Source organism: Sphingomonas sp. CCH5-D11 (genome assembly GCF_001557395.1).
GTDB lineage: Bacteria > Pseudomonadota > Alphaproteobacteria > Sphingomonadales > Sphingomonadaceae > Sphingomonas.
Window position 1 is genome coordinate 1 of sequence record NZ_LSKH01000243.1, and the last position, 12,684, is coordinate 12,684.

The window sequence follows — 12,684 nt, forward strand, 5'->3', positions numbered from 1 at the left end:
CCGCCGCTGCCGAAGCCGTCGCCAACCCCGCCGGCGCCCGTACCGGGGCCGCGTACCGGCGCAGAACCCGATGTGGGGTCATGGGCGACATAGGGCTTCGGCGCGGCGATCACGGGCGGGGGCGGCGGCGGCGTGACCACGATCGGCTCCGGCGCGGCCACCGCAGTCGCGCGGCTGCGGATGTTGCGGGCCGAGGCGCGGCCCTCCGCGCGGCTCTTGGCGGCCTGCGGCTCGGGTATGGTGCGCGGCGGCGCGGGTGGGGGCGGCGGCTCTGCGGAGAAGAGCGTCAGTGTCTTCTCCACGGTGCGGGGAAATGACACGGTGAGTCCGGTGATGAGCGCATAGCCGAGCAGCGCCTGGACCACGATCGCTGCCAGCGCCGCGAGCGCACGCTCGCGCGTCCAGCGGGGGCGGATCGTCGCAGCATAGGCCATGTGCGGCTAAACGCACGGGAGCCGTGAAGGGGTGCTGGTGGGCGTTGGCGGGGCGATCGCCTTGCCTTGTTTGTCGTGAGCGCTGGGTTCGTCGTGAGCGCTGCCGGATCGGTCGTGTTCGGGGCACGTTCTTCGACAAGCTCACTACGGCCGGTGTTGGTAGGCTCCGGCTACAGCGAGGCCTCAGCGAAATCCTGGCTGCTCACTAAGTCGCGTCATTCCGGCTTGGGTCGGGATCCACTGTTCCGCGGAACTCAACAGCTTAAGAGTTTGCGGCTTAGTGGAAGCCGGCATGACGAAAGGCGTTTCCCAAGGCTCTCGCCTCAGGCGAAGCGGTTCTATGGAGCTTCAGCTGCCGTTGCCGGAAATCAACGCGTCGTCGATCTCGCGGGCGCGGATGGCAGCGGGGCGATCCATGATGCGGGCGAGGTAGCGATCGAATTCGTCCGAGGCAGGAAACGCGCCGAACTGCAGACCCCAGGCGATATGGCTGCCAACATAGACGTCCGCGGCGGTGAATCGCTCGCCGGCGATATAGGTGCTTGCGGTTACAGCGCCTTTCAGCGCGTCCACGACCCGGTCGAGGGTGCCATAGCCGACCATGCCCTGCTGTTCGGCGGTGGGCGTGACGCCGAGTGCGCGATCGGTGGTGGCCGCCTCCAGCGGGCCCGCGGCAAAGAACATCCAGCGATAAAAGGACGCGCATTCCTCCGCGTTCGGGGCGAGACCCGCCGCGGGGAAAGTTTCGGCGAGATAGGTGATGATCGCGCCGGCCTCGGTTACCACTTGCCCGCGGTGGATGATGGTGGGCACCTTAGCCATTGGATTGGCGGCGAGGAAATCATCAGGCTTGGCCGTCCAGTCGACCAGCCGAGTGTCATAGGGCTCGCCGACTTCCTCCAGCATCCAGCGCACGATCCGGCCGCGGGACATGGGGTTCGTGTAGAAGATCAAGTCGCTCATCGTGCCTCTCCCGAGATGTTGCGGAGGATTTCAGCGAAGTTCAGCCTCACGCGTCGAGGTGACGGTGGAGGAAGGTGGTGGTGCGTTCCCAGGCGAGATCGGCGGCGGGCTTGTTGTAGCGCGCGGCGGAGGTGTCGTTGTTGAAGGCGTGGTCGACGCCGGAATAGGTGAACGCCTCCACCGGCTTTCCGGCTGCCTTCAGCGCGGCCACCCAGGGCTCGCCCGTCTGGGCGACACGCGTGTCGGTGCCGGCATAATGCAGCATCAGCGGCACGCCTACCTTTGCCGCCTCCGACGGCGCGGGCGCGGGGCCATAATAAGAGACGCCGGCGTCGATACCGCCGGCCACCGCCATGCGGTTCACAAAGGCGCCGCCCCAGCAGAAGCCGACGACGCCGACCTTGCCCGAGGCGCGTGACATCCCCCGCGCCTCATCCGCAAAGGCACGCGCCTGGGCGAGTGCGAGATCATAGTTGACCGCGTTGATCAGCTCGCGCGCCTTGTCCTCGTCGGTTGGCGTGCCGCCCTGCGGGGCGAGCAGATCGGGCGCGATCGCCAGAAAGCCGGCAAGCGCGATGCGGCGCGCGACATCCTGAATATGCGGGGTGAGGCCGCGGTTTTCATGAATGACGAGGACGGCCCCGAGCCGCGCCGCGGCCGCTTCCTTCCCCTTCGGCGCGGCGTAATAGGCGCGCGACGGCTGGCCCGCCGCCGTGCCGCTGCGCATCCCGGCATCCAGGCGCTTGTCCGCCGGATCGACGATCGCCGCAGCGGCGGGGGAGGCGGCGATACCGGCGATCAACGCCTCCGCCGCCACCACTGAGCCGGCCAGCGCCGTCATCTGGCGAAGCAAGGTCCGCCGATCGCGATGGTCATGGGTGAAGGCGTCATAGAGCTGAACGGCGCGGTCGCGCAGCGAGGGATCGGTCACCTGTCTCTCCCGAGTCGCCCCAAGGGCATCGGGCGGGAGGCTAGTGCGTGCATTCCCGCGCGGCTAGCGTTCGACCCAGCCGGCCGATCCGCTTTCCGAAGGGCCGGCCGAGGCCCAGCTGGAGCGACACCGCTGGCTTAGCGGCTCTCACCCTCGCCTTGCCAACTGTTCGCCAGCCTTCGTCGGGGAGGTGTTTCAGGGGACGTGGTTCAGGGAAGGTGAATCAGACTTCGGCCGCTGCGGAAGGCAGTAGCGACCAGTCGCGACAGTGGCGCCAGCGGCGGAAATGAGGCATAAGGAATCACGGCGAAAATCCGCCAAAGGTGGACCGTCGGCAGACAGGTTGTGGGGGGCACATGGAGGCTTGCCATGACACAGATGAACACTGCGACAATGAGAAACCAGACGGCCGCCGACGAGGCGCACCGGCTGATTTCATCCAACCGGATCGAGGGAACGCCGGTCTATGATCGACGGGCCGAGAAGATCGGCTCCATCCACTCGCTGATGATCGACAAGCACAGCGGGCAGGTGGAACATGCGGTGCTTACCTTCGGCGGGTTCCTGGGCTTCGGCTCGCGCGCCTATCCCTTGCCCTGGTCGATGCTGACCTATGCGCCGGATCTGCGCGGCTTTTACCTGGAACTGACGCGGGAGGACATCGAGGCCGCACCGTATATGACCCTGGACGAGGCGGACCGGCCGCAATTATCCAAGGAACCGGTGTACCGGCACTGGGACGAGTATCTTTGATGCCGCGTGATGCGCCGCGCTACAGGGTGAGCGTCATGAAGCGGTTGTGCGGGCTTTCGGGATAGCCGCCGAACACGGGGCCATCGACGAAGCCCGCCGCTTCGTACATCCGGTTGGCCGGCTCGAACACCGGCGCGGTGCCGGTTTCCAGACTGACCCGGCGATAGCCACGCGTGCGGGCAAGCGAGACGAGCTGCGCCAGGATCTGACGCGCGACCCCGCGGCGCAGATGGCCGGGCGCCGTCCGCATGGACTTTACCTCACCATGATCGGGCGACAGCTCGCGCAGCGCGCCGATGCCGAGTAGCTCCTCCCCCTCCCATGCGCACCAGAAGCTGATGTCGGCCCGGCGCAGGCCCTCCGTGCTCATCGCATGGGCATTGTCCTGCGGCGTGGTCGCGCGCGCCTCCGCCTGGTGATGCGCGACGAGGGCGATCACCCGTGGATCATCGAGACCGCCCTCGCGCAATTCCATCACAGGTCCCCGATCATCTCGCTGAGCACTTCCAGGCAGGCGACGCCGAGCTTCGCGGACCGCTCCGGCGACCAGGCAAAGGCCGCATCGGGATTCGCATCATGGTCCTTGAATGGCATTTCCAAGGTCACGCTGACCGCGCCGAACCGCTCGGCCAGCTGGTTGGTGGACATGGACAGGTTCGCTCGGCCGGGCTGCGACTTTTCATAGCCAAGTTCCGTCTGGAAATCGGGCGTGTGCGCGGCGAGCCGGCGGCCGAATTCAACGAAGAGGCTGCCACGCTTCTCCGTCCAGGATGGGACGCCTTCGAAGCCGGCAATGAAGTTCGCGGCGATCGCCTCGTCGCCATGAACGTCCATGGCGAAGGCGACACCGGTTTCATCCATCGCATTGCGGACGTGGAGCACCTCCGGGCTGCGATCGGGCGTTGGACTGTGCCATTCGCGGTTGAGGTTCACGCCGGCGGCATTGGTGCGCAAATGGCCCCGGCGCGTGCCATCCGGGTTCATGTTGGGCACCACATGGACGGTTGCGGCCTGGAGCAACGAAGCGGCGGCGGTGCTGGTGAGCCAGTCGAGCGCGCCTTCCATCCACCATTCGGCCATGGATTCGCCCGGATGCTGGCGCGCGTAGAGCCAGACCGATTTGGGGCCGTTGCCGATGTCGAAACAGTCGATCGCCTGCCCGTCGAGCGTGGTGCCGAGCTCGCGATGGCGCACGCCGGGCCGCGCGGCGATCCGCGCGACCAGATCGGCATGCTGCTCCATGGTGTACGGCGCGAAATAGGCGAACCAGACGATTTGCGCGTCACCAACGGCGGCGGCGTCACCCTGCCAGTCGAATTCCAGCACGCCATCGGCGTAGCGCGTCTCCACGGTGCGCCAGGCCTTGCGATCGGTCGACGCACGGGTGCGATAGCCGGGCCAGCCGAACGGATAGGCCGAGCCGCCGGCGTTCAGGATGCGGAACGTCAGTCGGCGCCCCGCGACGCCGGCCACCCGGAAATAGAACCATTGGTAGAAATCGGATTGGTGATCCTTGACGATCTCCAGATCGACACGGTCTCCCTCGATCGAGATCAGGCGGATGTTGCCGCTGTCAAAGGCGGCGTTGATGCTGAGATTCATGGCACCTCGATAGTGCGACCGCTCTCCCCGGGAAAGCCGTTGAACAGTGCGCGGGCGAGTCGGGCGGCGACCGCGCCGGTATCCGCATCGGGGGCGCTGAGATCGGTCAGCGACTGGGCCTGACCTTCCCACACGGCATCGGCACCCTTGCGGATGCGGACGGACAGTTCGGTGACGACGCCGGCGCCGGCGCCCGATCCGCCGACGGGGAAGCTGACCCCGCCGCCAAGCCCGACACCGCCGCCGCCACCGCCGCCGCTGAACCCGCCGCCGCCAACGCCGATCGACACGGGCGAGCGGCGCTGCGGCAGCGGCCGGGTCGCGCGGCTGAAGGAAACGGTTGCGAGGAAATCGGGCGCGGCGCCGGGCGCCGGGTTGGTGTAGCCAAGCCGCAGCAATTCCGTCTGAACCGCGGCGGCATAAGTCTTGTATTCAAGGCTTGCGGTGCCGGTGCCGGTCAGCGGTTCGACCGCGATCGTGCCGCGATCCGTCATGGCGTTGAAGTGATAGCGCGTGGTCTGCACCGGGAAGCGCGATGGCCCGGTGGCGCAGCCCGCAAGCGCCGCCGCCAAGCCGACGACGATCAAAAAGCGGCCCATGACTTATCTCCCAGCGTTCGTTACGGTGATTCAACGCTTGTCTCTGTTGGCGGCTCCGTCTTGACTTGCAAGAGCCCTGCCACTAGGCGCGCACCCTTTCCGATCACGCATAAAAGTAGAAGCGAATCCGCCATGAAGATCCGCAACAGCCTCAAGTCGCTCAAGGACCGCCACCGCGACAACCGCGTCATCCGTCGTCGCGGCCGGACCTATGTCATCAACAAGACGAACCGTCGTTTCAAGGCCCGCCAGGGCTGATCTTGATGCGGCCGATTGCCGTTGTCTTCGACATCGGCAACGTCCTGTACGATTGGGACCCTCGGGTCCTCTACCGGCGCCTCATCACCGATGATGAGGCGCTGGACGTATTCCTGCGCGATGTCTGCTCCAAGGAGTGGCATTTCCAGCATGACGCCGGCCGTCCCTTCGCGGAGACGTCGGCGGAGCTTTGCGCACGCTTTCCGCAGCATGCGGACCTGATCGCCCAATGGGGCCCACGGTTCTCGGAACAGATTCCAGGGCCGGTGACGGGCATGCCCGAACTGGTGGCCGAGCTGGACGAGGCCGGCGTACCGCTGTTCGCGATCACCAATTTCAGCGATGAATTCTTCGTGCCGTTCCGCACGCAGGAAGCGGCGATGTTCGACCGGTTCCGCGACATCGTGGTGTCCGGGGCGGAGCGACTGGTAAAGCCGGAGGCCGCCATTTACCGCCTGGCGCTTGAGCGATTCGGGTTGCAGCCGCACGAGGCGCTGTTCATCGACGACCGGCACGACAATGTGGCCGGCGCACAAAAGGTGGGGATGCACGCCGTGCCGTTCAGCGACGCCGCGACGCTGCGCGCCGACCTCACCCGATTCGGCCTGCTGGGCTGAAGGGGGCGCGCCGCGCGTCGCGGGCGGCCCCCCTCATGATCAGCCGAAGCCCTTCAGTTCATCGCCGATGATGCCGACCACGTGAAGCACGTTGGTGGCGCCCGGCGTGCGGAAGGGGATGCCGGCCATGATGATCACCCGGTCGCCCGCCTTCACCACGCCCTGACGCAGGGCCATGCGCTTCGCCTTGGCGACCATCTCCTCAAAGGAATCGACATCGCGCGTGTGCACGGCATGGGTGCCCCATAGAAGCCCCAGGCGACGCGCGGTGGAAAGCTTCGGCGTCAGCACCAGCAGCGGTACCGACGGGCGCTCCCGCGCGACGCGGCGCGCGGTGGAGCCGGACGTCGTGAAGCAGATGATCGCCTTGGCGGAGATGGTTGCTGCGATGTTCTTGGCTGCTTCCGCCAGCGCGTCTGCGGTCGTGGGATCGGGGCGGGTGACGGTGAAGCGGACGCGATCCTCGTACATCGGATCACGCTCCACCGATTCGCCGATGGCGTTCATCATCGCCACCGATTCGATCGGCCAATCCCCTGCCGCGCTCTCGGCCGACAGCATGATCGCATCCGCCCCGTCGTAAACGGCAGTGGCGACATCCGAGACCTCCGCGCGGGTGGGCGAGGGAGACTTGATCATCGATTCGAGCATCTGGGTCGCGACCACCACCGGACGGCCGAGCCGGCGCGACGTTTCCACGATCCGCTTCTGCAACGGGGGCACCGTCTGCGGCGGCAGCTCCACGCCAAGATCGCCGCGCGCAACCATGACGCCGTCGCACATCTCCACGATCTCCTCCAGCCGGTCGATCGCGGCGGGTTTTTCGATCTTCGCGAGCAAGGCCGCCTTGCCGCCGATGAGCTTGCGCGCTTCGGCCAGATCCTCCGGACGTTGCACGAAGGACAGCGCGATCCAGTCGACGCCCGCCTCGATGGCGAAGGCGAGGTCGGAACGGTCTTTGTCGGTGAGCGCCGCCATGGGCACCACCACGTCGGGCACGTTCAGCCCCTTGTTGTTGCTGAGTGGTCCGCCAACCTCGACAATGGTGACGATCCGGTCCGCCTCATGCTCGGTGACGCGCAGGACCAGCTTGCCATCGTCCAGCAGCAGCCGGGCGCCCGGCGTGATCGCCTCGAAGATCTCACGGTGCGGCAGTTCGACACGGGTCGCATCGCCCGGCGCGGGATCGCGATCAAGCACGAAGGTGGCGCCATGGGCGAGCTGAATCCGCCCTTCGGCGAAGCGCCCGACGCGAAGCTTGGGGCCCTGAAGATCCGCCAGAATGGTGGTGGGGCGGCCGTGGCTCTTCTCCAGCGCCCGGATCGCCTGGATGACCGCGACCTTCGACGCCTGGTCGCCGTGGCTCATGTTGATGCGAAACGCATCGGCGCCTGCCTCGAACAGCCGGGTGATCATATCCGGCGTGCTGCTGGCCGGGCCCAATGTGGCGAGCACGCGCACCTTGCGGCTGCGGGGGGTGATCGCTCGTGCCATGTAATCGGTTTCCTCGCTTTGCCCGCGCACGCCTACTGCCTATCTGCCAGTGATCAACCTCTGGAGACGATGATGGACCCGATCGATGCGATCGACGACGCGACGGCGGCTGCTGCATTCCGCCGACTGGTGCACCACCTGCGGCACCGGACCGACGCGCAGAACGTCGATTTGATGGGGCTGGCTGGGTTCTGCCGCAACTGCCTGTCCGATTGGGTGAGCGAAGCGGGCGGCGTGCCGAAGGATGCGGCGCGCAAGGCGATCTACGGCATGCCCTATGCCGAGTGGAAGGCGGAGCATCAGGGCGAGGCGACTCCCGAGCAGCTGAGGCGCATGGAGGAAAGTGTCGCGAAAAACGCGCGCTGATTTCCTGTCGGGCCGCTTGTCCTGGGTGCGGCCCATCTTCTACTCACCTGCTGCAACGAAAAAGCGCGGCGAACGTCGCCGGCGCGATCACGGGGGGCAGGCGATGAAGAAGACAATCCTGGCTGCAGCGATGATGGCGGCGGCCACGCCTGCTCTTGCACAGACGGCACCGGCAGCCACCGCGGCTGCCGTCACCTATATTCACGCCGGCGCGCTGCTCGACCGACCGGGGCAGGCGCCGCGCGGCAACAGCACGATTATCGTGCGCGATGGCAAGATCGCCGAGGTGCGCGACGGCTTCGTGCCGCCGGAAGCCGGCGCGGAGCTGGTGGCGCTGAACGACAAGTTCGTCCTGCCGGGGCTGATTGACCTGCACGTCCATCTGCTGGGCATCGGCGGCGACCCGATGCGGGCGCGCCTGACCGCGCTGAACACCGAGGTGGCGGATGACGTGCTGTACGGCGCGGGCAATGCGAAGGCGACGCTGAACGCCGGATTCACCACCGTGCGCGACCTTGGCGGCGAGCCGCGCAGCATCCGGGCATTGCGCGACGCGGTGGAGCGCGGCGATGTGATGGGCCCGACGATCGTGAATGCGGGCACGGCAATCTCCGTCACGGGCGGGCATGGCGATCCACTGAACGGCCTGGCGGAGCCTTATGCCCATGCCGTGGCGCAGACGGTGGACAATACCTGCGACGGGCCGGCGGATTGCGTGCGCGCGACGCGGCGGCAGGTTGGCCTGGGCGCGCAGGTGATCAAGATCACCGCGACCGGCGGCGTCCTGTCCAACGTGTCGGGCGGGCTGGGCCGCGCCTTCACGCCGGAGGAGATGAAGGCGATCGTCGACACGGCACACGGGCTGGGCCGCAAGGTGGCCGCGCACAGCCATGCCGCGGAAGGGACCAAGGCCGCGCTGACGGCGGGTGTCGACACGATCGAGCATGGCAGCTTCATCGACGACGAGACCATCGCGATGTTCAAGAAGACGGGCGCCTATCTGGTGCCGACCGAGATCGCGCCAGTCGCCGCGGTTGCGCAGGCGCGCGCGGGCATGCTGCCGCCGGCGGTGCTGCCCAAGGCGGAGGCTGCTGCGGCCGCCATGCAGGAAAGCCATCGCAAGGCCTATAAGGCGGGCGTGAAATTCGCCTTCGGCACCGACAGCGGCGTTTCCAAACATGGCGACAATGGGCAGGAATTCGCGTTGCTGGTGGAAAAGGTGGGCATGACGCCGGCCGAGGCGATCCGGATCGCCACGGTAACGGCGGCCGAGGTGCTGGGGCAGGGCAATGCGATCGGCACGATCGAACCGGGCAAGACGGCGGACATCATCGCGGTGGATTCCTCACCGCTCGCCGATGTGCGCCAGCTCGAGCGGGTGCGCTTCGTGATGCACAAGGGCGCGGTGGCCAAGCCGCTCGCCGAATAAGGTTTGATCGCTCCGGCAGCTTCCCATAGGAGCCGCCGCCGCAACTGATTTTCCAGTAACCGCGCCGCCCTCCTCGCAGCTGAGTCGGGCGGTGCTTCACATTTGGGGTTGAAACGATGGCTGAGGAACGCGGCGAGGGCATGGGTGGCGGTCAGGTGGCGGCAGAGGAACTGCGCCTGCTGATCGAACGCGCCGAGCGCCTGGAAGAAGAGAAGAAGGGCATCGCCGACGACATCAAGGACGTGATGGCCGAAGCGAAGTCGCGCGGATACGATCCCAAGGCGATCCGCAAGATCATGTCGATCCGCAAGAAGAAGCGGGAAGAATATCAGGAAGAGGAAATGATCCTCGAGACGTACATGCAGGCGCTGGGGATGCTGTGAGCATCGATCCGCAACTGTAACAATTCCGCCTTACGGCAGGTCGCATGAAGCTTCTTCTCCCGCTCGCTCTCCTGCTCCTGCCGACTGCGGCCGCGCACGCCGATGAGGTCGCGCCCGGCAGTTTCTGCAGCCGCATGGCCGCCCAGTTCGACATGAAACCGGTGAAATCGGCCAGCGGCAAGCCGGCCTATGAGGCGCGTGCGCTCAAGGGGCTGGGCGTGGCGCTGTTCGGCGGGTCGGCAATGGTCACCATGATGATGAAGCCACCGGCCAGCGGCGACATCGGCGATCCGGCGCGCTACGGCACTGCCTGCGCCATGCAGGCCAATCGCCTCGCCTGCGCCCTGACCGGACCAGCGGTGTTCGAGATGGCCGTTCGCGACCAGACCGCCAGCACCGAGATCCTCCCCGGAGAGGCGGCGGAGGTGAGCATGGCGAAGAACCGCATCCGCTGCGAGGATCGCTGACCCTCATCGCACTTCGTCCGGCGAGGTCGCAGCGGGAGAGGCGTCAGGTCGCCTCAGCCGCTGCCGTGGTCCAGCCGAGCCGCGCAATGGTGATCGACCGCTTGCCCGACAGATCGGTGCGCGTGACGATCAGGTCGCGGCTTTCGATATAGCCCATCAGGCGCCGTACGCGGCCGAGCGAGGACGTGCCGTAGGTTTCCGCCAACGCGGCATCGCTAGGGCAGGGCGCACCCTCCTTGGCGGCCTTGGCAACGAGCAGGAACGGGCCGACCATCTCGTCGGGCAGCGCGCCCGCCAAAGCGACCGCCTCGGCCCATTCGGGATCGGCGGTGTCGAAGATGCCGGCGCGGGCCGACGACAGCCGGCGGGTGAAATCGCCGAGTTCGATGCCCGAACGCGACAGACCCTGCATCCGGCAGCGGACCTGAAAGTCCTGGAACAGCACGGACGCCGGGCGGCCGGCGGATTCGGGATCCTCGACGATCGCGCGCAGCACGTCGGCAATGATCGTGGACACCTCTTCATCCGATCGCTCGGGCTCGGGCGGGAGCGGGGCTGGCCGGGCCATTTCCGAGATGAGCTCCTCCGCCGGCACGCGGCGCGGGCGGGCCTCGAAGGCCATCGGCAGCTGCGGCGCGGCCTCCGGCTCGGGCGCGGCGAAGATCAGGTCCTGAAGATCGGCCGGCGGCGCGGAGGGGAGCGGCGTGAGCTTGGGGCTGCCGGAGCGCGCGCTGGTCTCGACCGCGCCGATCTTTACCGTCTGCGGGCGCCGGCAGACCGCGGGGCCGAGCGCCAGGAACGTGCCGCGCGGGAGATCGCGGATCGTTTCCGCCTGGCGGCGCTCCATGCCGAGCAGATCGGCGGCGCGCGCCATGTCGATGTCGAGAAAGGTGCGGCCCATCAGGAAGTTCGAAGCCTCGGCCGCGACATTCTTGGCGAGCTTCGCCAGCCGCTGCGTCGCGATGACGCCGGCGAGGCCTCGCTTTCGGCCGCGGCACATGAGGTTGGTCATGGCCGACAACGAGGCACGGCGCACGTCCTCCGCCACTTCGCCGCCCGTCGTCGGCGCGAACAGCTGCGCCTCGTCCACCACGACCAGCGCGGGATACCAATGTTCGCGTGGGGCATCGAACATCGCCGAAAGGAAGGTGGCGGCGCAGCGCATCTGCCCCTCCGCCTCCAGCCCCTCGAGGCTGAGCACCACCGAGGCCCGGTGCTCGCGCAGCCGGCCGGCGATTCGCGCGATCTCGCGCTCCGAATAGTCGGTCGCCTCGACCACGACATGGCCGTACGCCGGGCCGAGCGTAACGAAGTCACCCTCCGGATCGATCACCACCTGTTGCACCTGCCCGGCCGAGCGCTCCAGCAGGCGGCGCAGCAGATGCGATTTTCCCGAGCCCGAATTGCCCTGCACGAGCAATCGGGTGGCGAGCAGTTCCTCAAGGTCGATCAGGACCGGCGCGCCCGAGGTATCGGCGCCCATGTCCACGGCTATCGTCATGCGGCCGCGTTTGGCCGATGTGCGGGAGTCGGCGCAAGGCTTGATGAAGCGGGGGCCGCGCGCGTATGGCCGCGCGCATGGCAGGTCATTCCAAATTCAAGAACATCATGCACCGCAAGGGTGCGCAGGATAAGAAGCGTTCGGGCATGTTCTCGAAGCTGAGCCGCGAAATCACCGTCGCGGCGAAGATGGGGCTTCCCGATCCCGACATGAACCCGCGCCTGCGCGCGGCGGTGAACGCCGCCAAGGCGCAGTCAATGCCCAAGGACAATATCCAGCGCGCGATCGACAAGGCGAGCCGGGGCGACGCGGAGAATTATGAGGAAATCCGCTACGAGGGCTTTGGCCCCGGCGGCGTGAGCCTGATCATCGAGGCGCTGAGCGACAATCGCAACCGCACCGCCACCAACGTGCGCACCGCGGTGAGCAAGAACGGCGGCAATCTGGGCGCATCCGGATCGGTCAGTCATGGCTTCGATCGACTGGGGCTGATCAACTATCCGGCGAGCGTCGGTGACAGCGAGAAGGTGTTCGAGGCCGCGCTGGAGGCGGGTGCCGAGGACGTGACGTCGAGCGAGGACGGGCACGAGATCTGGACCGCGCAGGCCGACCTCCACGAAGTTGCCAAGGCGCTGGAGCCGGTGCTGGGCGAGGCGGAAAGCGCAAAGCTCGCCTGGCGGCCGCAGACGATGGTCGCGGTGGACGAGAGCGACGCGGCGACGCTGTTCAAGCTGATCGATGCGCTGGACGATGACGACGACGTCCAGCAGGTGTGGGGCAATTACGAAGTGTCGGACGAGGTGATGGCGAAGCTGGGGTAACCTCGGGCTAAAAGCTCCTATCCTTCAGGGAAGGGTTGGGTGGGGCAGTGACGAGCGAACGTGAAC

15 protein-coding genes and 1 pseudogene are annotated in these 12,684 nt (G+C 67.0%); 8 read left to right on the plus strand and 8 right to left on the minus strand.

Annotation, left to right across the window (positions count from 1 at the left end; all coding sequences use genetic code 11):
- The 3 genes and pseudogenes from AX702_RS15000 to AX702_RS15010 form a co-directional block, all read right to left on the minus strand.
- Nucleotides 1-434: pseudogene (locus AX702_RS15000) on the minus strand (energy transducer TonB); the annotation flags it as partial.
- Nucleotides 435-782: 348 nt separating this feature from the next.
- Nucleotides 783-1,397, minus strand: coding sequence for a glutathione S-transferase family protein (locus AX702_RS15005; protein WP_066780902.1), 615 nt, complete (start codon nt 1,395-1,397; stop codon nt 783-785).
- A gap of 46 nt (nt 1,398-1,443) precedes the next feature.
- Nucleotides 1,444-2,328 carry a dienelactone hydrolase family protein gene (locus tag AX702_RS15010; protein ID WP_066780904.1) on the minus strand — a complete coding sequence of 295 codons (885 nt, stop codon included), beginning with the start codon at nt 2,326-2,328 and terminating at the stop codon, nt 1,444-1,446.
- A 369-nt stretch (nt 2,329-2,697) separates the two neighbouring features.
- Here AX702_RS15010 and AX702_RS15015 point away from each other — a divergent pair, with 369 nt between their 5' ends.
- Complete coding sequence (locus AX702_RS15015; RefSeq protein ID WP_066780906.1) at nt 2,698-3,081, plus strand: PRC-barrel domain-containing protein; 384 nt, start codon at nt 2,698-2,700, stop codon at nt 3,079-3,081.
- Between the two features lie 19 nt (nt 3,082-3,100).
- On the opposite strand, the gene AX702_RS15020 is transcribed toward AX702_RS15015, so the two are convergent.
- The 3 genes from AX702_RS15020 to AX702_RS15030 are packed head-to-tail and all read right to left on the minus strand — an operon-like array spanning nt 3,101 to nt 5,282.
- Nucleotides 3,101-3,556: a GNAT family N-acetyltransferase gene (locus AX702_RS15020; protein ID WP_066780908.1), complete on the minus strand. Its 456-nt coding sequence runs from the start codon at nt 3,554-3,556 to the stop codon at nt 3,101-3,103.
- Nucleotides 3,556-4,683 (minus strand): M14 family metallopeptidase, encoded by a 1,128-nt coding sequence (locus AX702_RS15025; RefSeq protein ID WP_066780910.1) that lies wholly within the window; start codon nt 4,681-4,683, stop codon nt 3,556-3,558. The genes AX702_RS15020 and AX702_RS15025 overlap by 1 nt, the downstream gene beginning before the upstream one ends.
- Nucleotides 4,680-5,282, minus strand: coding sequence for a DUF4136 domain-containing protein (locus AX702_RS15030; RefSeq protein WP_066780912.1), 603 nt, complete (start codon nt 5,280-5,282; stop codon nt 4,680-4,682). Before AX702_RS15030 ends, AX702_RS15025 begins: the two co-directional genes overlap by 4 nt.
- A gap of 132 nt (nt 5,283-5,414) precedes the next feature.
- Here AX702_RS15030 and ykgO point away from each other — a divergent pair, with 132 nt between their 5' ends.
- Together ykgO and AX702_RS15040 are read left to right on the plus strand one after the other, a co-directional pair.
- A complete protein-coding gene (ykgO, locus tag AX702_RS15035; protein ID WP_003046794.1) occupies nt 5,415-5,540 on the plus strand; it encodes a type B 50S ribosomal protein L36 in 126 nt (41 codons plus the stop codon).
- A 5-nt stretch (nt 5,541-5,545) separates the two neighbouring features.
- Nucleotides 5,546-6,157 carry an HAD family hydrolase gene (locus AX702_RS15040; protein ID WP_066780913.1) on the plus strand — a complete coding sequence of 204 codons (612 nt, stop codon included), beginning with the start codon at nt 5,546-5,548 and terminating at the stop codon, nt 6,155-6,157.
- A 39-nt stretch (nt 6,158-6,196) separates the two neighbouring features.
- On the opposite strand, the gene pyk is transcribed toward AX702_RS15040, so the two are convergent.
- Nucleotides 6,197-7,651, minus strand: coding sequence for a pyruvate kinase (gene pyk, locus AX702_RS15045; RefSeq protein ID WP_066780919.1), 1,455 nt, complete (start codon nt 7,649-7,651; stop codon nt 6,197-6,199).
- 72 nt (nt 7,652-7,723) lie between these two features.
- Between pyk and AX702_RS15050 the strand changes: the two genes are divergently transcribed.
- From AX702_RS15050 to AX702_RS15065, 4 genes are all read left to right on the plus strand, one after another.
- Entirely contained in the window at nt 7,724-8,017 is a 294-nt protein-coding gene (locus AX702_RS15050) for a DUF1244 domain-containing protein (RefSeq protein ID WP_066780921.1), read from the plus strand.
- A gap of 103 nt (nt 8,018-8,120) precedes the next feature.
- Nucleotides 8,121-9,446, plus strand: a complete 1,326-nt coding sequence (locus AX702_RS15055; RefSeq protein WP_066780914.1) for a metal-dependent hydrolase family protein — start codon at nt 8,121-8,123, stop codon at nt 9,444-9,446.
- Between the two features lie 116 nt (nt 9,447-9,562).
- The gene (locus AX702_RS15060; RefSeq protein WP_066780916.1) at nt 9,563-9,829 is read left to right on the plus strand and encodes a DUF2312 domain-containing protein; all 267 of its coding nucleotides are present in this window, start codon (nt 9,563-9,565) and stop codon (nt 9,827-9,829) included.
- A gap of 44 nt (nt 9,830-9,873) precedes the next feature.
- On the plus strand, nt 9,874-10,296 hold the full coding sequence (locus AX702_RS15065; RefSeq protein WP_066780917.1) for a hypothetical protein: 423 nt from the start codon (nt 9,874-9,876) through the stop codon (nt 10,294-10,296).
- Between the two features lie 43 nt (nt 10,297-10,339).
- On the opposite strand, the gene AX702_RS15070 is transcribed toward AX702_RS15065, so the two are convergent.
- Nucleotides 10,340-11,797 (minus strand): ATP-binding protein, encoded by a 1,458-nt coding sequence (locus AX702_RS15070; RefSeq protein WP_066780918.1) that lies wholly within the window; start codon nt 11,795-11,797, stop codon nt 10,340-10,342.
- A 77-nt stretch (nt 11,798-11,874) separates the two neighbouring features.
- Here AX702_RS15070 and AX702_RS15075 point away from each other — a divergent pair, with 77 nt between their 5' ends.
- Entirely contained in the window at nt 11,875-12,618 is a 744-nt protein-coding gene (locus AX702_RS15075; RefSeq protein WP_066780923.1) for a YebC/PmpR family DNA-binding transcriptional regulator, read from the plus strand.
- Nucleotides 12,619-12,684: the final 66 nt, after the last annotated feature.